The organism is Shewanella sp. c952 (assembly GCF_019654975.1).
Taxonomy (GTDB): Bacteria; Pseudomonadota; Gammaproteobacteria; order Enterobacterales; family Shewanellaceae; genus Shewanella.
Window position 1 is genome coordinate 101673 of sequence record NZ_BPEW01000010.1, and the last position, 20055, is coordinate 121727.

Below are 20055 nucleotides of genomic sequence, written 5' to 3' on the forward strand. Positions count from 1 at the left end.
ATATTCTTTTTTATAGGTGGAACGATTTAACCAAGTCGCGTAATTTCTCCCCCTGGTGAAATAAACGATCACTTGATTTTGCAAGTTTTTCACTGTCTATTGAAGCCGAACCCGACACCGCCACTAGATCATCTAAGCTCTTAGAGATCCCAGCTGTAACCTCTGTTTGTTCTTTTGCTGAACTGGCAACATCTAAATTCATATTGCTGATATTAGATACAATTTCTGTCACGTTACCTAGTAAAACTTTAATCTCTTTAGAGTGAGATAGCGCCTCGCTAGATAGAAGTTGGCTCGACTGCATTACAGTGACAGTCTCTGTCACTCGATGCTGTACCAGCTGGATCATCTTTTGAATTTCACCTGTGGCTTGTTGCGTTCTGCTCGCTAGAGTTCTCACTTCATCAGCAACTACCGCAAAACCTCTACCCTGCTCTCCTGCTCTGGCAGCTTCAATCGCTGCATTAAGTGCCAGTAAGTTGGTCTGCTCCGCAATGGCATTAATCACCACCACAACTTCATCAATTTTTTGCGTCTCTTGTTGTAACTGCTCAACGGATGATGCAGATAGCGTTAGTTCATTGGCTAAACGGTCAGTAAGCGCTAACCCCGCATCAAATTGTGACTGGCTGTGCTCAACCTCTTGATCGGCTCGAGTAGCCTCATCCGCTGTTGATTTGGCACTATTTGCTACTTCAAAGGCGCTACCACTTAACTGAGTTATCGCGGTTACAGCGGCTTCTGCATCGAGTAGTTGTGACTGTACTCGCTGATTATTGGTATTAGAAAGTGCATCAAGCGCTGTGGCGTCGGCTAATATCTGCTCCGAGGTTTCACTGACTTTAATGATAGTGCCATGGATCTGCGCAATAAACTGATTAAAGGCTAAGCCTAATCGACCAATCTCATCTTGACTCTCTACCGGCAATTTACGACTTAAGTCACCATCACCAATTGCAATCTCATTCATCGCCTCGACGACATGAGCCAGAGGGGCAATCACTAATACGCGTAATATAAAGAATATAGCGACAACACTAAAAACCAGAATAAGCAGCGCCATAACAATGTAAGTCGTCATGAGCTCATTCATTGCGCTATGAATTGGCGCGGCTGAAAACTCAATTGATAATTGCCCAGTCGCCTTACCATTATTGGTAAATTTAATGCTGTGGGCTAATAGCTCACCTGCATCAACGGAATAGGGTTGACTGGTCTCTGCCATCGATTTACCACGATGGTCGAGGACTGAGATTGAGTAGATTTGGGAGGACTTTAATGATGTCGATAGCGCTGCACTAATCTGCTCAAAATCATAGTTAAATATCGGTTGAGCCAGGGTAACTTCTAGATTGGCTAAGGTATTTAGTTGGTAATCTTCAAACTGCTGCTCTAGTTTAGATTTTTCAAGTAGGTATGCAGAGCTAAAAAGAATGGTGACGACAACAAACAACGCCGAAGCTAGACCGATTAATACTCTTGTAGATAAAGAATTCATTACATAGCTCCTTCAATACTAAACAGGTCCAACCATAGCTCTGATCTTGATATCGGCGTGAGCGGGCTTAACCCTGGGGTTTTTAAACGGATAATCGCTCTTTGTTCAAAGTTTGCTTTGGCATAAAGTTCATCAATCTTCAGATGCTGATTAAACAACTTATCAAAGCTGCCATCATTAACCATCAGCTCCAATCCCTGTAATAGATCTTTAGCAAGCTCAGGTTGTTGTGGAGAAACGAAGAAATAGGCTGGAGAGCGATACTGCAGTAACACTCGATCATCAACCTTTAAACGAGGATCAGGATGTTTATCTAATTCGCCCCAAATCTCCTGTGCACCAAGGGCTAAATAGTCAAAGCGCTCACCTTCAAGCATCGGGTACAAATTCTTGTATTTATAGGTGGTAACAATAGGAAGACCGCCAGCACGAATGATATCGGCATCTGGCCAATAATGATTTTGCCCTGCTGTAAATTGCTCAAAGTCTGCTTGATTGAGAACACGATTAAAATCAGCTTGAGACTGCTTGCGAATAATAAGCAATCGATTGCCAAGCAAACCTTTAAATATGGGGATCCGAATAGGTAAAACCTGAGACTCAAGTTCAGCTGAAGTCATACTCCAAAACACATCAACATTGCCCGCTAGCGACTCTTCAACTTTACGCTTTTGGTTCATCTCAGTGGTGATTATTTTAGACTGATACTGGCTGTTGACTCGCTCAAGAGCTGTTTCCATTAGCGTTAATTGCCAACTCTGAGGAATAGTGGTCACCACGTCCTTTGCAAACGCATGACTGGCCATAAGTAATGCACTTAATAGCAGTATAAGCGTCATAACTGTTTTGTTCATATTAGTCACTCCATTAATGGCCTAATCGTGGCTACGGTAGTCAACGCTAGGTAAGAGCTATTATTTTTATTATCTAATGATTAAAACAGGCCAAGCCTCTTAAGAAAAAAATGGCCGAGCACTTAACAAGCACTCGGCCCACACTAGTTTCTGGGGAGAGACTATAGGAATAACAAACACTATTTGTTTGTTAAAAAAACACGAATTAGGAGACCTCATCCTATCCATGCAGACCTTACAAACAACTGTCACACAAGCAGATGACAACGCTGTCATAAATAAACATACACAAGAACAAACAAGATTTCTACATTTTTTTGACAATTGTTTTTAGCAAGAATCACTATATCAAGAGCCTAGAACTACGATCCCCTATTCACTATGGCTTTCAGCAAAATTTAGCGGGTAGAATTTAATGACAACGCTGTCTAAAGTAAGTAACATCTTGAACACATCTGAATGATATTTTAATAATAACTAATTCGTGAGGTGTTTTTTATTGTGTCGTTTTTAGCTGGTTTTCAGCCTAGTAGATTTAAAAAGATCTCTTTCATTACACTATCAGCATTGCTTTGGCTTCTTTGGGCTATGTCATTTGACTCTAGCTTTGAAGTGACGAGTCATTATTTCTACTTTTTATTTTTAGGTATTATCGGTGCCATATTTGCCAATACCACGGGAGCGGGTGGAGGAGTGGTGTTTATTCCTATTTTTAATTCATTAGAATTAAGTGAACTTCAAGCCCTCTCCACATCTTTCGCCATTCAATGCTTTGGTATGACAGCAGGAACATTAACCTGGTGGAGATACTATAAAGACAAAGTAAAACATCACTCACAGCTCAACGCTAATGATTGGTCACAGTATCCAATCATTTTAAAATGTTGTATTCCGGCCTCTATTGCAGGCCTATGGCTTTGTCAATTCACCGACCTTCAACCTCCACAATCGATGCCATTCACTTTTGGGGTCTTTTCCATTGTTCTCGGAGTTATTTTGGGGATCAATTGCATTTATCGAAATCAGCGATCAGATCGTCGGCTTTTATCAAAGAAGGAGCTGTATACAATAGTATTCATAAGCTTTTTGGGTGGAATTATCACTGGCTGGCTTTCTGTTGGTGTCGGTGAGTTAGTCGTCATATATTTGCTATTAAAAAGAACAGCACCAATAGTCGCTATAGCCGCAGGAGTGACCGTATCAGCAGCGACTGTGTGGGCTAGTGCATACATTCATTTTACTCCATCAGCTCAAACCTATTTTCAGATTGTTCTCTTTGCTGGACCTGGCGCTATTCTTGGTGGGTTATTAGCGCGAAGAATCGTAACGTTAATGTCTGTTAAAAATCTGAAACTAGTTTTTTCTTGCTGGATTATCGGGAGTGGCATATTTATGTTGCTGCTATAACTAACGAAAATATAAATAAGGAATTCAACATGGAAGCAGCATACGTAGCTTTAAATAACAAAGAACATCAAAATATTCGTATAAAAGATATGAACAATTTTGAAGAGTTTAGCAATGATCATATGGCACCATTGATGGTGCAAGAGTTTATACAGGCTTCAGCATCTTTTCCCATCATCTTTACCAAAGATCCAAAATCAATGCAGTTTAAAGCCGTCGCTTTATTCGGACTAACCCCCGAGACCAATCAATTTGTAGTTGAAGGAAAATGGACTGCACGATATCTACCAATGGTGCTGCGAGGTCAGCCTTTTATTGCTAGAGAAAATGAACAGCAGAGCATCATGATAGGTTTTAACAGTAACTCAAAGCTTGTTAACACAACTGAAGGCAATCGCCTTTTTGATGAAAATGGTGATCAAACTGACTATCTAAAACAACAGGTAGCGTTCATGGGAAAGATTGCCGAGTATCACCATATAACATCATTATTTATAAAGCATTTAACTGACAACGAGTTGCTGCAACAAAAAGTGCTCACCATTAAAGGAACCAATGGTAAAGACCATAATATTCAAGGCATTTACACCATAGATGAAGAACGCCTTAAAGCGCTACCCGATGACAAATTAGTCATGTTTGCCAAGCAAGGGCTATTTGGTCCTATCTACGCTCATTTATCCTCTTTAGGGCAAGTTGATTTATTAATAAAGTAATAGTTAGTTAGGGCATCTAAATGCAAGGTGCCAACGATATGTTTATGGCGGGAGTGTTTTTATGAAAATTAAACCAAAAAGCATCGTTATTGTTGGAGGCGGTACTGCTGGATGGATGGCAGTAAATAGCTTACTTTCTTCATGGGGAAATACAGTCCAAATCACTCTTGTTGAATCAAAAGATATTGGCATTATTGGGGTTGGCGAAGGCTCCACCCCTTATTTGAAACAATATTTTAGCAGCTTGGGAATTAAAGAGTCGGAATGGATGCCAGCTTGTGATGCAACCTACAAAGCGGGCATCAGCTTTCCTGATTGGTCTACAAAAGCTGGATATGAAAGCTACTTCCACCCTTTCTTTTCCAAACTGGATCTAAAACCGGCAGATCTGTTTTTTCATAATAGCGGTCAAAGAAGAAGGGGAATAAAGGTTGATGCTCTACCTAACCACTACTTTGTATCATCGCAACTTATAGAGTTAAACAAATCACCAGTGCCTAGAATTGACCTTCCATTTGATGTTGATTACGGCTATCACTTTGACTCCGCAAAACTAGGTCGTTTTTTAAAAGAGAGAGCATTAAAGCTCGGACTGACTCACGTCATTGGCAACGTTGCAAGTGTAGACACCTCCGTTGACGGGCATATAACAGCCGTCAATGTGGAAGCTCAGCAGTCACTTAACGCTGATTTTTTCATCGACTGTACCGGCTTTACAGGTTTACTTGTTAATAAAACATTAGGCCTTTCATTTTGCAGTTATAAAGACTCCCTTTTCAATGATTCTGCAGTCGCTATACCTACCAATTTAGCGTCACACACTGAGGTTCCTGCCCAAACAGTTTCTAGAGCATTAACCAACGGTTGGTCATGGAAAATTCCATTAACCTCAAGGTGGGGTAATGGTTATGTTTTTAGTTCTGATTTTATTAGTCCTGATAGTGCAGAAACTGAATTACGAACTCAGCTTGGGCTATTAGATGCTGATATCGAGGCTAGACACTTAAAAATGCGCGTTGGACGCCTAAATCAACATTGGCACAAAAACTGTTTAGCTGTAGGACTGTCACAGGGGTTTATTGAGCCACTAGAGGCAACAGCACTAATGCTAATACAGTTTACCATCGACCGTTTTATTAGCAGCTTTGAAGACGATTCAAAGTCCGATGAATTAACTAAAGCTGACTACAACAAAGACTTAAATAAAACTTTTGATGGTGTCAGAGATTATATTGTTGCTCACTACAAGTTAAATAGTCGTAATGACAGCGCTTATTGGCAAGCATGCAGAGAAGATGCACGAACACCAGATTCATTAGCTAACTTGATAACAACGTGGGACAGTGGAGGTGACTTTGAGAGTGCGCTTAAGCAACAACAAGACTCACTGGTATACCTGCGCCCATCTTGGTACTGCCTTTTTTCAGGGATGGGACGCTTTCCCTCTACTACTATCGAAAATGCTCAATCTGTCCCCGCATTAAGAGCAAAGGAATATTGCCAAAAGGTAGCAAATGAATATTTTATCAGCCATAAAGCACAGTTAGAAAAAGTATATCAGAGGTAAGGTGAACATAAATTAAGCACTGTGATAACCACGGTGCTTAACTTACATATTATACCAATCAGTATTACGAGTTATAAACTTGCATCAATTGTTCTTTATGCTTTATAAACCCTTCAGCCTTTTTAAGGCATGCCTCTTCAGCCCTTTGATGATTGCGCTTACCTGCTCTGACTGCAGGTTTATTAGCGACTTGAAAGTGGTTCATTCCAGCTAAAATGCAATACCAAGACGTTTTAAAGTAAACTTGATTATGTATATTTTCTCTTAAAACTTGATCAAAATTACAATTGCTAATCCAGCCATCTAAGATAGAGCTAAGTTCTTTAGACAGGTATGTGTTAGCTCTGCAATCTTTCCAATACTGCGAATCATTACGACCATTCAGCTTATAATGTGCTTGCAAATAATCCCGAGTGCCATCTATAAGTGCGTTAATATCATTATTAAATTCCTGCTGATACTCTCGTGTAAAACCTGACTTTTCATACAGCTCTACAAAATTCTCAATACTACGTTGGATGATGTTTAGCATCGGGGCTTCTAGAGGTTCTAAAAAGCCTTGTGAGAGCCCTATCGCAACGCAGTTATTCTTCCAATGCTCGCTTATACGCCCAGGAGTCCAATTCAAGTGCAGCGCTTTTACACCTTCAGCTTTTTCACCCAAATGTTGCCTAAGCTCAAGTTCTGCCTCTTCAGGTGATAGGTAATCTCGACTATATACATAACCATTACCATATCTGCTTGCTAAAGGTATATGCCACACCCAACCATTGCTAAGTGCTTTAGAAATGGTTTCAGAAGAGAGTTCATCATTGCTATCAATAGCAGTCGGAATCGCGACAGCACTATTGTTAAATAGTTGAGACTGATAACTAATCATCTTCTCACCTAATGCTTGTTGAATCAGCAGGCCTTTAAACCCGGAGCAGTCAATAAATAGATCGGCTTTTAATTCACCATTATTTGCCGTAACAACGCTATCAATATCTCCATTTATATCCAATCGAACATCAGATACTTTATCATCAATATGCCTTACCCCCCTTTCAATTCCCTTTAACTTCAGAAACTCACCCAACAGACCAGCATCAAAATGGTAGCCATAATCCAAACGTTGACTAACTTCCTTTTTCGCAATTGGAGAACGGCATTGCATAGCAAGTTTGGAGGTGACAAAAAAATCATCCGGATGCGCATTAACATCCATTCCCTCTCGGCGGAAATTAGCATTTGAAAAAAATAGTGGTACTTGAGGACTGTCAATATAGGAGTAAAAAGGATGGAAGTAGCTGGTTTTATCTGACGCTGTTACCCAATCGGGAAAACTAATTCCACATTTATAAGTCGCATTTGCCGCTTTCATCCACTCTGACTCTTGGATGCCTAAACGATCGAAAAAACCTTGAAAAAAAGGAGTTGTTCCCTCACCAACCCCAACTGTGCCAATTTTTGTTGATTCAACTAACGTAATAGTGCAATTTAATTTAGCCCATCGATGCGACATTAAATTTGCAGCCATCCACCCTGCAGTGCCACCACCAACGATAACGATATGACGAGGGGTATTCATATTCTTACTCCTTAAGGTCGCATGATTAAATCTAGAAAAATGCTACATTTTACTTTTCTATACCATTGTACTAAAAGAAAAAGCCAGTCAAATGACTGGCTTTTATTACTTTCTATTTAACAATCATTACTTAACATTGGTTTACAAGCGGAAGCTTGCACCAAGGTAGTAACGACGGCCATTTGAACTTTGAGTTCCACCTAAACGAGCACCGTCTGAATCACGCTCATAATAGTTTTCCCAGATTTCATTGGTAATGTTTAGCGCTTCGAAAGAAATAGTAATATTTTCCGTCGCATTCCAACTTAACTGTGCGTCCACTTGCTGTTGCTCATCACGATATTGGTTACCGATCTCTGTTTTAGCAAGGAAGTATTCACTACGGTAGTTATAGTTAACGCGAGCGCTAAATAGATCATCCTCGTAGTAAGCACCTAAGTTGTATGAATTTTTAGATGTATTTGGCAACTCAACATAACTATCTTGTGTCGCTGCAACAACACTGCCATCTGGATTGGTAATCAATACAGCTTCAGTGACTTTAGCATCTGCAACATCAGTGTAGGTATAGTTAACATAACCACCAAAACCATTGTCAAATGCATGCTGCATCTGGAACTCGACTCCATCAATAGATGTATTACCACCATTTACAGGAGTTCTCAGCTGGTTAATCTGCTCACCTTCAATTACAGCTGAAACAGTCGTTGTATAGATGAAATTGCTTATATCTTTCTTAAATGCCGTTAGTCCAAGTACAGACTCAGGCGTGAAATACCATTCAGCACCTAATTCATATTGAGCCGCGGTTAGTGGCTCTAGGAATGGATTACCCGCAGAACCTGAACTAGTCTCAGGGGTCAAGTTAACCGCTGGAGCTAATTGGAACGGTGCTGGACGAGTTAATGCACGGCTTGCTGCTGCACGTAAGATAACGTCAGATGACAGGTCATACGCGATATTAATACTAGGTAACCATTCAGAATAATCACTCTCATATTTAACTGGGTCGCCAGCTACAGTGCCTTCTGAAGTCGTATCAGTTTCTACGTAACGAAGACCAACATTACCGCGTACACCTTCAACATCAAATTTCGCCATCGCATATAACGCACTGATTTTCTCAGCTACATCAAAAGAAGAGCTTCCTTGGAATACATCGGTATTACGACAAAGGCCAGCGCTAGTTGCTGTACACTCGTTAACGGCATAAAGCGCATTATACATAGTGTCACGGTCAGGCATGAAATAGCTTTGAGATGGCATGCTGGTATCTGAATGGCTTACATTAACCATATCACCAGACCAGAAATCACTTGCAGGGCCTAAGCTACCTGCACCGATTGGATCTAAGCCACTAAGATCTGTCTTCCAACGATTCTGCTCCATTGAACGATCGCGGTATTTACCACCGACTTTTATTTCTTGGACGCCACCAAAATCGACATACCAAGAATAATCAAGCTGTGCATAGGTTTCTTTATCTGTAGTTTCATTCAATTGGTCAAAAATACCACCTAACCACATCTCATCACCTGGATTCTCCAACCATGGGCTTGCTCCAGTGAAGTCGATAGCAGGTGCCGTTCCACCTGGATTGGTGAAATCAAATGCTGCTCGAGGGTCCGTAGCGTCAACCCAGAATTCAGTAAAGAAATCTCGGTTTGTGCCCTTACCTTCAGTCATACCCAATTGCCAATGTAACTTGCCAGTATCTAGCGAGTAATTACCATCAAAATCGATAACTTGGGTCGACATTTCAGAACCATCACGGAAAATATTATCGTAAGCCATGTGACGTGCCCAACCTGGACGGTTTGGCAGACCAGTAACGTCCAGTGAATCAACAATACCGTTAGTGACTGTACCTTCGTTAGTATCTTCGCCTAAGAAAGCAACACCACGGAAAGGTATGCCAATTAAGTTAGAGTTAACGTTATCAGCTTTCATTGTTGAGCTAAGGTAATGCAGCGTCATATCAAGCTCGTCAGTAGGCGCCCACTGAGCGGTAACATCATAACCGACGCGTTCTCGTTCTTGCTCGAACAATGCAGAACCAATCCCCCAAGGAGTAGCACCTTTCTCATCAGCTCCTTTAGGTGGTTCCATTAATGGATCAATACGCTCGATTGATGGGCCAAACCAACCAAAATCTTCGGTCGTTTCACGGCGAACTGAACGCTTCTGGTACGACGCAGAAACTAACATACCAAACGTTTCTTCTTCGTTTTTCCAGCTATACAGTCCAGATAGACCTGGGTCCCACTCTTCAGAGAGATCGCCATACTGGCCTTCTACTGATGCATTAAAAGTATTAGCTTCTAAATCAAGCGGCTTACGGGTATGTAAAATAACGGTACCACCAAGAGCACCTTCATCAATATCCGCTTGGGAAGTTTTATAAACCTCAAGGCCAGAGATCATTTCTGATGCTAAAAGCTCAAAGTTAAAGTTACGGGTCGCATCTGAAAGAACAAACCATTGGCTAGTACCAACGGCTTGACCGTTTAATAGTGTTAAGTTTTGGTCAGGCTGTACACCACGAATAGTTACGCCTTGGCCTTCACCAAATGTTCGGTCAATAGTAACACCAGGTATACGCGCTAAGGTTTCTGCAACGTTTTTATCTGGAAATTTACCAATATCTTCAGCGGAGATGGCATCAACTGTTCCGTCAGCAAAACGCTTTGAGTTCAAGTTGGCAGCCTGTGAAGCACGAATACCACGCACTTCAATTTTCTCAATATTTTCGTCCGCAGCAGCTGTTGCATCAGCATCAGCCGCTATAGCAGACATAGAAAAAGCACTACCGAGCAGTAATGCAATGTTTGTAGCTAGTACAGTTTTCTTAAAAGTAGATGGTCGCATCTCGTTTCCCTTCCATAACTTATTATCTTTTTTTTATATCCATAACCATTCCCCAACCGGAATGACAACGCTGTCATGTCTAGAGCAAACATTACACAATATTTAACAGCTACGCCACAACAAAATAACTAGCGCATCAAATATATCTCTCAAAAACAACATTAAGATAAAGAGTCGAACATTATTAATCTTTAAATACAGACGGTTAAATAACTAACGTCTGTTGGATAAAGATGTAATATTTTTTTAAATTCTGGAAAAAAATCTAAAAAACTACGCCTTGATGATTGCTAATTCCCCTAAAAGTTCGCACTATACGGCTAAAATCGATAACAAATACTGCTATGCACGACTTAAATGTTAATGGTGTGTAGTCGCTGAAGTACTGTTGTCCAGCTCTCTAATTAATGAGAAAACAGCTTTATGAAAGTCACAATTAATGATGTCGCTAAATATGCTGGCGTATCGATAAAAACAGTCTCGAGGGTCACTAATAACGAACCTTCAGTTAAACAGGCAACCATTGATAAGGTTAATGACGCAATTCAAGCGTTAAATTACCAACCTAATCTTGCAGCGAGAAATCTGGCGGGAACAAGCTCTTATGTCATAGGTTTTATTTATGATAATCCGAATGCCTATTATATTATCGATATGCAAAATGGTATTTTGTCCGCTTGTAAAGATCTTGGCTATGAACTACTTATCCATCCATGCGACTCTAAGTCTGCAGATATATGCGAAGAATTAATAAAGCTTGTAAAGCACAACCGTTTATCTGGATTAGTGCTTACCCCACCGTTATCTGAAGATCCGATAATATTGGCAGCCCTTGATCAGATTGAGGCTAGCTATGTGCGTATTATTGCGGGTGAAAAAGTTGAGAATAACAATGGTCTTGCGGTGCTCGTCAACGATAAGTCAGGAGCCATTTCGATCACACAACACTTGATTGATCTCGGCCATAAACGCATAGCGTTTCTTAGTGGCGATGAGCAACATGAATCAACTAAAGAGCGATTATCAGGGTTTAAGCAGGCCTTAAAAGACAATCACATTGCTCTCGATGATGGTTTAGTCATTGATGGTCAATATTCATTTGAGTCCGGTGTAGAAGGGGCCAAGAAGCTACTTAGTCAGTCAGATAAACCAACCGCTATCGTTGCATGTAACGATGAAATCGCGGCGGGAGCATTGTTCGCAGCGAGGCTTGAGGGCGTTGATATTCCGGCTGATGTTTCAATTGTTGGTTTTGAGGATAGCCCTTTCTCTCGTCAAACTTGGCCTAAATTGACCACTGTACATCAGCCTAACGAGAAAATTGCCCAGATAGCAACCGAGCTGCTAATTGCAAAGCGTCGTGCCCAAACTTCTGAACAGTCTAGAGTATTTGTACCTGAGCCTGTTATTCGCGACTCATCAGCCTCTCCAAAATAATCGTTTTAAACCGTTAGCCAAATAATCTGCGCCGAGACTAAGCTACTTTTCACATGCTTTATTGGATTAAAGCATGTGAAAAGGCTGCTCGAAGCTTAAACAGCTTCTTCGTTTTCTTCGCCGGTACGAATACGAATAACACGCTCAATATCAGTAACGAATATCTTGCCATCGCCTATTTTACCTGTGCGGGCAGTATCAACAATCACATCAATAGCTTGATCAAGTTGTTCATCTTGTATGACCAATTCAATTTTAACTTTCGGTAAAAAATCGACCATATACTCTGCGCCGCGATATAACTCTGTATGGCCTTTTTGACGGCCAAATCCTTTAACTTCTGAAACCGTCATACCGGTAATACCAATATCAGCAAGTGACTCTCGCACATCATCTAACTTAAAGGGTTTAATAATGGCTTCGACCTTTTTCATTGTAATACTCCTAAAACTTGCTGAACTGACTAATTCTATGGCAGATAGCTTAGCACGCAGCCCCAAAACTCTGAAGTCTAAAGTGATTTGCTGCTGACCTTAAAAGTAAATGCAGTCTTCTTATAACGGAACAATCTAAATAATCAGCCTAGATTGACTCGCCCACAAAACTACACTCATTAGTCCATCCCACTATATCATTCAAGGATTGAATTTGATGTTAAAGCAAGATCAGGGGTTTACTCTAATAGAATGCATGGTAACGTTAGTTATCCTCACAATCTTATTAAGTGTATCCATTCCCAGCTTAAGTGCAGCCTATGCACAAGTTAGAGCAAACTTATCCATAAAAGAGATAAAACAATCCATTCAACTAGCAAGAAGTTATGCAATATCTTATGGCCAACGTGTGACAGTTTGCCCGCTAACAGAAACCCGTTGTAATTCTAACTGGGGTAACAACATTTCAGTTTTTAGTGACACCGGAGAGTCAAATCATATTGATGGAACAGATCAATTACTATTCACTATTGGGCCTTTTGATTCTCGAGATTTTGTTCAATATAATCGTAGAGCAATACGATTTTTGCCCAGCGGCCTAGCCTCTGGCACCAACGGTACACTCACTTATTGCCCCGAGTCACTAAATAGCCAATATTCAGCCGCGATTATTGTCAGCCAATCGGGACGCTCAAGGTTTTCTAATAACAAAACCATTGCCTGTAAATAGCCGTAAACGCCATCAGTACTTACTCGCCAACATTTAGTTACTTAGTCATTATTTTGACTGGAAATTAACGTTAATTTCTACTGTAACTATCTATTAACTCCCATATACTAAGAAGGATATTAAAAGTGAGATAAGTAATGAATAAGCGATATTATGATAAAGCATTCACATTAGTAGAACTGATGGTCACTCTGGCTATTGCTACCATTTTATTAGCAATAGCAGTGCCATCATTTACCGATTTCTATGAGAACTCGCGAAGTGAAGCAGCCAGCAGTAATATTCAGCAATCACTCTTTATGGCTAGAAGCCATGCGATAAGTTATGGAGCAACGGTAACCGTTTGCCCACGCTCAGGCTCTAAATGTGGAACCGATTGGATTAATGGATTTGATGTGTTCATCGATGTCGAAGGAACCGGCTCTTATGATTCAACTAAGGATCAGGTTATTCGCACAATAGATGCATTTAATAGTAATGATTTTATTAAAACCAGCCTTAAAAGCATAAGCTTTAACTCTGAAGGTATGATTTCTGGAACAGCAGGCAATCTACAGTTTATCTATTGTCCAGCAAATAAAGCCAATGCTAACTCCAAAGCGATTGAGGTTTCTGTGACCGGTAAGATCAGGAAAACCACAGGTAACGTAAATTGTAGTTAGCACAATAGTCCTTATAAAATCAAAGAGGCTAGCTAATAAAAAACTAAATAATCAAGGAGGTAAAGCAAAGTCTCAAGCCTTACCCTCAACAAAACACCACAAAGTATTACCTCAGAGTTACACTATCAAGTTTCTGAGCTTTTAAGCTTGAGAAGTTTTCCTTTAGTGCAACACACTCATATACATCTTTTATATACGCGCTCTGTCCACGCTCATTCTCAGCGGCTCTAGATGCTGGTAAAGACGCCATTAGACTTGCGGCCTTGTTCTCTTGCCAACGATAAAAAACTACTTGTTCATCTATCGTTGTGTCTACATAACATTTAAAGTCTTGTTTGGAAACTTTTGCCTCTTCAGCATATGCTGCACTGTTGAAAAAGAGGCTGATTAGCATTAACCACTTCATTACCAACATCCTGTAGGGCTCTTTGCCCCTGTCTCTGTAATTTCAATCACTTTACAGGCTGAATCTCTCGATGCCTGCCCACCTTGTGCAGTCGCTTTCAAAGTGAAACTACCAGTACCTGTTATTGTTGCGGCTACACTGTAATAACCACTTTCAGTAACAAAAGGGTTTATAGCATACCCCAAACTAGCCATATTCGATGAATAGCTGCGGTTATCTAAATAGAACTGCTCTTGGCGGTTTGCAGCATCTGTAAGCACAGTTAATGCCTCGGCCCTCACTCCTTTTGCCACGTAATCAATATATGACGGGTAGGCAATTGCTGACAAAATACCAATCACAGCCACAACTATCATCAATTCAATCAACGTGAAGCCTTTATCAATTTGCATAATTACACCTAGTCTTCAACATGATAGTAAATTCGGTTCACTCCAAGACCACCACCTACGCAATTATTATCCCCAGGCTGACATCGGGGAGGTGGTGGACAATTTAAACTTCCTTCGGGGCAATCTTTATATTCCATTTTATCCCCTGCTGCACCGATCCCAATGAGATACATATAACTATCGTCCTCACCATTTGGTGGAATAACAAGTTGAGGCGTATCAGGAACTCGCTCTCCCATCTCTAAATATTCATGAGTGTATGAACGTATGCCTCTGTGCAAATCAAAGCCATATAATCTACCAACACCTGAAACTAAGCACTGGTTGGCGTCAGAGTTGTCACCGGGGACATAGGAGGTAAAAAAGACTCGCCCTTGAATAATGGTTGCCGCGGAGAGACTTTTCTCACCATTACCAGCAAACTGATAATACCAACCACGTTTTGTACCAAATTCAATATTTTCAGAATCTGTCTTTGGAGCGGCAGAAGATACGTTGTACAGATTCCCCAATGTGATGGTAGTAGGGATCTCGTTACCCTTGCCGCCGTTAAAGGGACGAGTTATAACATTTCTATCTTGCAGGGTAAAAAACTTATCGCTTCTTAATAAATCAAGTGGGTGAGGACGATGACCAGAACCAACTACAACCGCATCATACGGCACGTTTTGGTATGTTTTTGTACTCGTTGTTGTGCCGCCCACTGTTACATCAACTTCTGAAATATTAGTAAACATGGTTTGAGCTACTGCGGGTTCAGCAAAGAAGCGTCTATCAGAAGTCGTAGCACCTCCACCAAGATCGGCAAACTTAAACGCGGTCCATGGCTTAGTTGAGTCCTTTGGATTTGCGCTAGGTAAATCTATACGCCAAACATTTGCGCCTGTATCTGTTGCATAAATTCTATCCGTTAGCTTGTCACCGTTACTGTCTAACACAGCAACCGAATTAGGAATACTATCGGTTATCCCTGGAAGCTGGGTAACTGACGCTCCCCCGCTAGCTGCAAATGAATGAATAAGCGTGCCTTTTTCTGCGTCAACAATAAAGACTCCACGTCCAAGCGTATCAGGGCTACCTACAGCTGCGCTATCTTTGGTTGCTGGCGAGTAGCCTGCGCCAAAAATAAGCACTGGTTTAGCTTTTGAAAACTCGGTATTCCCTGCTGGCCAACCAGGTATATATGTCACGACAGGCTCAGCCCAAGTCTGCCCAAGCTCTTCCATGCCGGTGCTATTGGAGTCTATCTTCCACATAAAAGTTGGCTTGTCCGGGCTACTTACATCGAGCGCGTAGTATGACTTTCCTCCTCGGCGCATCCCAACAAATACCCAGGCCTTTTCTATTGAACCGTCTGCGGCAGATTTGACATAGGAAACGGGAGGGCTATCTAGTCCATATACTGAATGGACACCAGTTGGCACGTTAGCTTTCAATTCTCGGATATTTGGTAACAGCTCATAAGGCATAAATGCCCATGATTCCGATACTGAAGTATCTTCATCTTTAAACATATGTAAAAAGCCATGGTTGGTACCAACTAATACCCTAATATCCGGTGAGGCAGCACTGCCAAAGTTCATAGCCAATGGTTTAGAGTGCAGTGGATCACCGAAAATGTCTTGCCGTGCATCAGTCTTTGAAGAGTCGTTATCGTCATCATCGACATCCTTACCTTTAGCCCAATCAAAATAACTGTTTAAGCTACTTTGAGTCACTCCCATATAACTCGCTAGCGCAGCATCCCCACCAGCTATCGACGACGCATTGTTCTTACTAAAGGTAGCCAATCCACCATTGTTGCTGTCGAAGTTACCATATATCGTGCGGCTAGAAGTACTCCTTAACTCATGAGCAACTCCACCGACCCTTACATCGTTACCATCACCTCCGCCGCTGCTAGCACTACAAACACTGTTTGGAGTCCAATATGAGCAAGCTGAATTACTTAAATTACCATCAGCACCAAGAGCTTTATTACCATTTTTGTCAACAATATCGCCACTGCCTGTTACCTTAAACTTCTTAATGTTGCCCATCCACCTAGGCCCTTTATTAGGCAAAAACATGGCATAGTAAACAGAGTCAAAGGTTTGAGTTCTATCGAAGTTGTTACTTGCTATCGACGGCGAAGTAAAACTCGCATTAACTTCCAAAATTTGTGAAAAAACTTGCTGTAGGGCAGATTGAAGTTGAGTCGCGTTTTTGGCGGCAAAGTAAGTTCCACCGCTTAGCTCAGCAGTTTTTTTAAGAATCGGCGCAGCATCTGCAGCTCCCTCACTGAAACCAATGGTATAGGTAGTAACAAATTGGTCACCCGCTAACGAAGGATTCACATCTTTACGGTGCATAATGCTTGCCAGAGCAGGAAGGTAACTCCCATTAACTCGCTCTGAAGACTTATAGCCACTCATTTTGGACACTTTGATATTTGCCGCTGTATCACTAGTAGGCGAACCATCTGTAATGTAGACAACATAGGACCGATTCGAACACTGGCTACTCTTAAAGGGAGATATGTAATTTCTGCCACTTTCAATACTATTATCTCTAATAGGCGTCATGCTGCCGGCTTCGGTGGCAAAATGAACGCCACCGCCCGAGAAATAACGATATGCTTCGTACAATGTTTCACAAAGTGGTGTGTTAGTTTCAGCATTTAAATCGTTAATTTTATCAACGAGACTAATTTTGTCTCCGGTACTAAGTCGTTTAATACCAGAAATAATACGTCCACCGTCTGAACGACTGCTGGTGTTATAGTTGAAAATTGCAAGACCAAAATCTACACTTGGCGTGGTAACGACCGTATCTTCCATTACCCGTTTAGCAATTTTCATTCGAGTCTGCCAACTACTCCTTTTATAACCATGGTACCAATTAATATACCGCTCAGTGTAAAGCGTTACAGATTTTCCAGTACCAAACTTGGTTAAGAATGCGCTATCTACCGCATCTTCAATATCAGAAGATGTAGCACTGCTTGAAATATTAGTATATGGAATAGGCGCCGCCTTTGATCCTAGGCTATCGACTGGAAATCCATTAGCAACACCGGTAGCGTTCCCAAACTTTAAGCTCCCTTCAGTTTCGAAGTCTTCAAAACAATCAACTTGAGAGACTGAACTCCCTAAGGTATCTGGTAGCTCTAGCCAAGTTCCATTTTCACCAACAAAACCATATTCCCTTACAAAGCCCGTGAATACACCATAATCAGTTAAGTACTCTTTTGATGACTCACAACCATTAACTGATTGATAAAAATAATTACTGCTTGTTGGGTCAGGAACTGCACCACCACCTTTTGCATAATAAAGCTTAGTGCTATCCGCAACAGTTTCACCACGAGAGTAGAAGTTCTCACTGTACTCTTGGGTTCTCATACTGCCTGAGTTATCAAAAATGATGAGAACCTGAGGCCTAGAGCCTGAGCGTGCAGAAGATTCAAATACATAAAGTTCAGTATCATCAGAATAACTTGCGCCTGATATCATGATAAGCGCAGTTGCAACTATGATTAAAAACTGTCTAAATTTCATAATCAGTTCCCTGTTGATCCTAATATTTCTTGCTGAATTCCAGAGACAACAGTTAGCTGCCCCATATTATTTCGACCAAATATCGCCTGACTGGATATTTCAATAGTCACACAAGCAACCAAATGTGGTTCTGTCGCATGGATAGGTCTAATACAAGCACCACCATCAGAAAGTCGGTTTAATGAACTCGTTACAGTAAATTCACTATCTGTAATATCTGCAGGTTTGGCCGGTAGGGTTGCGAAAACCTTCCCTTCGTTACTGTCAATGAGTCTATCTTGTGCCCCGTGGGCATTTGCCATCGCTTCTATACGTTCAGAACCAGCACCAGCCATTCTTATTGATTGGGTTGAGTTAACCGCTAATGCAACTCCTATCACCGTCATAATAAGCAGGATGATGATTGAGAAAAACAACACGATTCCCTTCTCTTTACGAACCTGCATATTAGTTACCCACCAATATTGGATTTTCTAGCACGATAGTAGAAGATAATACCCGTCTTCTAAAACCGTCGTTAGTTGCAGCTATCGTCTTATCACCAAGCAAGTAACTATTGTCATTATCATAACTATTATCTTCTTCGAGCGTTCTCACTAAGATATATACTCTTAGTGCCACTAACCTTTGAGCCGGTGAACCATCCCACATTGTTGAAGTTACATTTGCGGCAGGCATAAAACTGTCAGCACTATCATCACCATCGAAATCGAAGCCATATAACACCCTAAGGTTCTCAACGCCTTCAACTAGTTGCTCATAACTAGCAGTGGTTTTCATACCACCAACTCCGAGAGTTCGTCTCATAAGCACTGGTAAACCGTTATCTATTTGGATGAAATAAACATGATGCTGATACTCCCAAAATCTTCCATTATCTATCGAAGGGGCAGCTTGATTACCAGAAAAAATGACAGCTTCATTGAGGTTTGTCGCCATATAGTAAGAATTGGTATTAAACGTTGTAACAGCTGGGCCGATTAAGCGCTTTATTTGTAAAACATCAGTTCCAGATAAAGTAGAACTCAAACAGCCTAATGATTTAGCAGAGACTCCACTTTCATAACCCCATATTTTTCTAAAGTTTGCCAGACTATTTTGAACCGGAAAGCTAGCATTGTTAACCCCTCCAACACAATCACTCGCTGTAGCAATAGCACTAGCTTGAATCGTTGTATTCACGCCAACACTGAGATTAGTACCTGTCAGCTCAGCCATGAAACCTGCTTGGCTCACATCCCGTTCGATCAGTGCCAACGCTACACGGCCATTTTCTTGAAGTTGGTTAAACTGACTAGTTGTCGCTACATTAGATGATGACATTGCGAACATGGAAAAAAGACCAGCAGATAAGAACAAACTCACCAACATTGCAACCATCAGCTCTACTAACGAAAAGCCTGTTTGCCACTTCCCTATTATCTTTTTATTCATAATTTATATAATTATTGTTTTCAAAGAATAAATTCGACGGCGCTTGTTCGCCGAACCACACCCTTTTACCAAAGTAGATTGTTCGGTTCCAGCCGCACCATCACTCAACTCCCTGATCCCCCTCCAACTCATCACCACTTCAACATTGCCGCTACTCTGCGCAGATATACAGGCTGTTGCATCATCCAGTTCAGTAAATAATGTTTCCCATTGATAGAGATCCCAAGATAAAGTTTCAGCATTAGTACAGGTTGCATTGACACCAACACTCACATCGCAAGATTTAGCAGGTTTAGATAACTTGCCAGAATAGGTTCCGGTATAGGATGTGAGTAAACCACGGTTTAGTTTTATTCGGTTGATGATATCATTGGCAAGATAGGCTGCTTGAGTTTGCTGAAAAGATTCAAAACTGCCACGTTTTGCAACAAGGTGAAGATTAAAAATACCAATAAGACCAACAACTAAAATAACTAACGAGACCATTAGTTCAATTAGCGATAGCCCCCGTTGCTGATTTTTCATTGCTGTCAATTCCTTT

The 20055-nt window shown here is 41.1% G+C and carries 17 protein-coding genes; 6 read left to right on the top strand and 11 right to left on the bottom strand.

From position 1 onward, the window contains the following. Positions 1-10: 10 nt before the first annotated feature. Both K5R16_RS09515 and K5R16_RS09520 read right to left on the bottom strand, forming a co-directional pair. A complete protein-coding gene (locus tag K5R16_RS09515) occupies positions 11-1498 on the bottom strand; it encodes a methyl-accepting chemotaxis protein (RefSeq protein WP_220737327.1) in 1488 nt (495 codons plus the stop codon). Then, the gene (locus K5R16_RS09520; RefSeq protein ID WP_259649819.1) at positions 1498-2337 is read right to left on the bottom strand and encodes a transporter substrate-binding domain-containing protein; all 840 of its coding nucleotides are present in this window, start codon (positions 2335-2337) and stop codon (positions 1498-1500) included. Before K5R16_RS09520 ends, K5R16_RS09515 begins: the two co-directional genes overlap by 1 nt. 516 nt (positions 2338-2853) lie before the next feature. Here K5R16_RS09520 and K5R16_RS09525 point away from each other — a divergent pair. From K5R16_RS09525 to K5R16_RS09535, 3 genes are all read left to right on the top strand, one after another. Further along, on the top strand, positions 2854-3759 hold the full coding sequence (locus K5R16_RS09525; protein ID WP_220737329.1) for a sulfite exporter TauE/SafE family protein: 906 nt from the start codon (positions 2854-2856) through the stop codon (positions 3757-3759). Between the two features lie 29 nt (positions 3760-3788). Beyond that, the gene (locus K5R16_RS09530) at positions 3789-4475 is read left to right on the top strand and encodes a SapC family protein (protein WP_220737330.1); all 687 of its coding nucleotides are present in this window, start codon (positions 3789-3791) and stop codon (positions 4473-4475) included. 61 nt (positions 4476-4536) lie between these two features. Beyond that, on the top strand, positions 4537-6042 hold the full coding sequence (locus K5R16_RS09535; RefSeq protein WP_220737331.1) for a tryptophan halogenase family protein: 1506 nt from the start codon (positions 4537-4539) through the stop codon (positions 6040-6042). A gap of 64 nt (positions 6043-6106) precedes the next feature. Here the strand turns inward: K5R16_RS09535 and K5R16_RS09540 are convergent, their stop codons facing one another. Together K5R16_RS09540 and K5R16_RS09545 are read right to left on the bottom strand one after the other, a co-directional pair. After that, a complete protein-coding gene (locus K5R16_RS09540; protein ID WP_259649815.1) occupies positions 6107-7612 on the bottom strand; it encodes a tryptophan halogenase family protein in 1506 nt (501 codons plus the stop codon). 141 nt (positions 7613-7753) lie between these two features. Next, positions 7754-10480: a TonB-dependent receptor gene (locus K5R16_RS09545; protein ID WP_259649816.1), complete on the bottom strand. Its 2727-nt coding sequence runs from the start codon at positions 10478-10480 to the stop codon at positions 7754-7756. Positions 10481-10903: 423 nt separating this feature from the next. On the opposite strand from K5R16_RS09545, the gene K5R16_RS09550 reads away from it, so the two are divergent. Next, positions 10904-11917 (top strand): LacI family DNA-binding transcriptional regulator, encoded by a 1014-nt coding sequence (locus K5R16_RS09550; protein WP_220737333.1) that lies wholly within the window; start codon positions 10904-10906, stop codon positions 11915-11917. A gap of 95 nt (positions 11918-12012) precedes the next feature. Here the strand turns inward: K5R16_RS09550 and K5R16_RS09555 are convergent, their stop codons facing one another. Further along, complete coding sequence (locus K5R16_RS09555) at positions 12013-12351, bottom strand: P-II family nitrogen regulator (RefSeq protein WP_020913743.1); 339 nt, start codon at positions 12349-12351, stop codon at positions 12013-12015. Positions 12352-12568: 217 nt separating this feature from the next. Between K5R16_RS09555 and K5R16_RS09560 the strand changes: the two genes are divergently transcribed. Further along, the gene (locus K5R16_RS09560; protein ID WP_220737334.1) at positions 12569-13081 is read left to right on the top strand and encodes a GspH/FimT family pseudopilin; all 513 of its coding nucleotides are present in this window, start codon (positions 12569-12571) and stop codon (positions 13079-13081) included. Between the two features lie 137 nt (positions 13082-13218). Beyond that, complete coding sequence (locus K5R16_RS09565; protein ID WP_220737335.1) at positions 13219-13743, top strand: GspH/FimT family pseudopilin; 525 nt, start codon at positions 13219-13221, stop codon at positions 13741-13743. Between the two features lie 106 nt (positions 13744-13849). Here K5R16_RS09565 and K5R16_RS09570 read toward each other — a convergent pair whose 3' ends face one another. Genes K5R16_RS09570 through pilV form a run of 6 tightly spaced genes read right to left on the bottom strand, consistent with a single transcriptional unit; the run spans position 13850 to position 20039 of the window. Next, positions 13850-14149 (bottom strand): TapY2 family type IVa secretion system protein, encoded by a 300-nt coding sequence (locus tag K5R16_RS09570; protein ID WP_220737336.1) that lies wholly within the window; start codon positions 14147-14149, stop codon positions 13850-13852. After that, positions 14149-14541 (bottom strand): type IV pilin protein, encoded by a 393-nt coding sequence (locus K5R16_RS09575; protein WP_220737337.1) that lies wholly within the window; start codon positions 14539-14541, stop codon positions 14149-14151. The genes K5R16_RS09570 and K5R16_RS09575 overlap by 1 nt, the downstream gene beginning before the upstream one ends. An 8-nt stretch (positions 14542-14549) precedes the next feature. Continuing rightward, entirely contained in the window at positions 14550-18080 is a 3531-nt protein-coding gene (locus K5R16_RS09580; RefSeq protein WP_220737338.1) for a pilus assembly protein, read from the bottom strand. Positions 18081-18082: 2 nt separating this feature from the next. After that, a complete protein-coding gene (locus K5R16_RS09585; protein WP_220737339.1) occupies positions 18083-18526 on the bottom strand; it encodes a PilX N-terminal domain-containing pilus assembly protein in 444 nt (147 codons plus the stop codon). A 1-nt stretch (position 18527) separates the two neighbouring features. Further along, complete coding sequence (locus K5R16_RS09590) at positions 18528-19514, bottom strand: PilW family protein (protein ID WP_220737340.1); 987 nt, start codon at positions 19512-19514, stop codon at positions 18528-18530. Between the two features lie 3 nt (positions 19515-19517). After that, entirely contained in the window at positions 19518-20039 is a 522-nt protein-coding gene (gene pilV / locus K5R16_RS09595; protein WP_220737341.1) for a type IV pilus modification protein PilV, read from the bottom strand. Positions 20040-20055 lie beyond the last annotated feature (16 nt).

Bases quoted from the DNA above. Each gene is read 5' to 3' on its own strand.
- K5R16_RS09515 (WP_220737327.1), bottom strand. From the start codon at position 1,498: ATGAATTCTTTATCTACAAGAGTATTAATCGGTCTAGCTTCGGCGTTG.
- K5R16_RS09520 (WP_259649819.1), bottom strand. From the start codon at position 2,337: ATGACGCTTATACTGCTATTAAGTGCATTACTTATGGCCAGTCATGCG.
- K5R16_RS09530 (WP_220737330.1), top strand. From the start codon at position 3,789: ATGGAAGCAGCATACGTAGCTTTAAATAACAAAGAACATCAAAATATT.
- K5R16_RS09535 (WP_220737331.1), top strand. From the start codon at position 4,537: ATGAAAATTAAACCAAAAAGCATCGTTATTGTTGGAGGCGGTACTGCT.
- K5R16_RS09540 (WP_259649815.1), bottom strand. From the start codon at position 7,612: ATGAATACCCCTCGTCATATCGTTATCGTTGGTGGTGGCACTGCAGGG.
- K5R16_RS09545 (WP_259649816.1), bottom strand. From the start codon at position 10,480: ATGCGACCATCTACTTTTAAGAAAACTGTACTAGCTACAAACATTGCA.
- K5R16_RS09550 (WP_220737333.1), top strand. From the start codon at position 10,904: ATGAAAGTCACAATTAATGATGTCGCTAAATATGCTGGCGTATCGATA.
- K5R16_RS09555 (WP_020913743.1), bottom strand. From the start codon at position 12,351: ATGAAAAAGGTCGAAGCCATTATTAAACCCTTTAAGTTAGATGATGTG.
- K5R16_RS09560 (WP_220737334.1), top strand. From the start codon at position 12,569: ATGTTAAAGCAAGATCAGGGGTTTACTCTAATAGAATGCATGGTAACG.
- K5R16_RS09565 (WP_220737335.1), top strand. From the start codon at position 13,219: ATGAATAAGCGATATTATGATAAAGCATTCACATTAGTAGAACTGATG.
- K5R16_RS09570 (WP_220737336.1), bottom strand. From the start codon at position 14,149: ATGAAGTGGTTAATGCTAATCAGCCTCTTTTTCAACAGTGCAGCATAT.
- K5R16_RS09575 (WP_220737337.1), bottom strand. From the start codon at position 14,541: ATGCAAATTGATAAAGGCTTCACGTTGATTGAATTGATGATAGTTGTG.
- K5R16_RS09580 (WP_220737338.1), bottom strand. From the start codon at position 18,080: ATGAAATTTAGACAGTTTTTAATCATAGTTGCAACTGCGCTTATCATG.
- K5R16_RS09585 (WP_220737339.1), bottom strand. From the start codon at position 18,526: ATGCAGGTTCGTAAAGAGAAGGGAATCGTGTTGTTTTTCTCAATCATC.
- K5R16_RS09590 (WP_220737340.1), bottom strand. From the start codon at position 19,514: ATGAATAAAAAGATAATAGGGAAGTGGCAAACAGGCTTTTCGTTAGTA.
- pilV (WP_220737341.1), bottom strand. From the start codon at position 20,039: ATGAAAAATCAGCAACGGGGGCTATCGCTAATTGAACTAATGGTCTCG.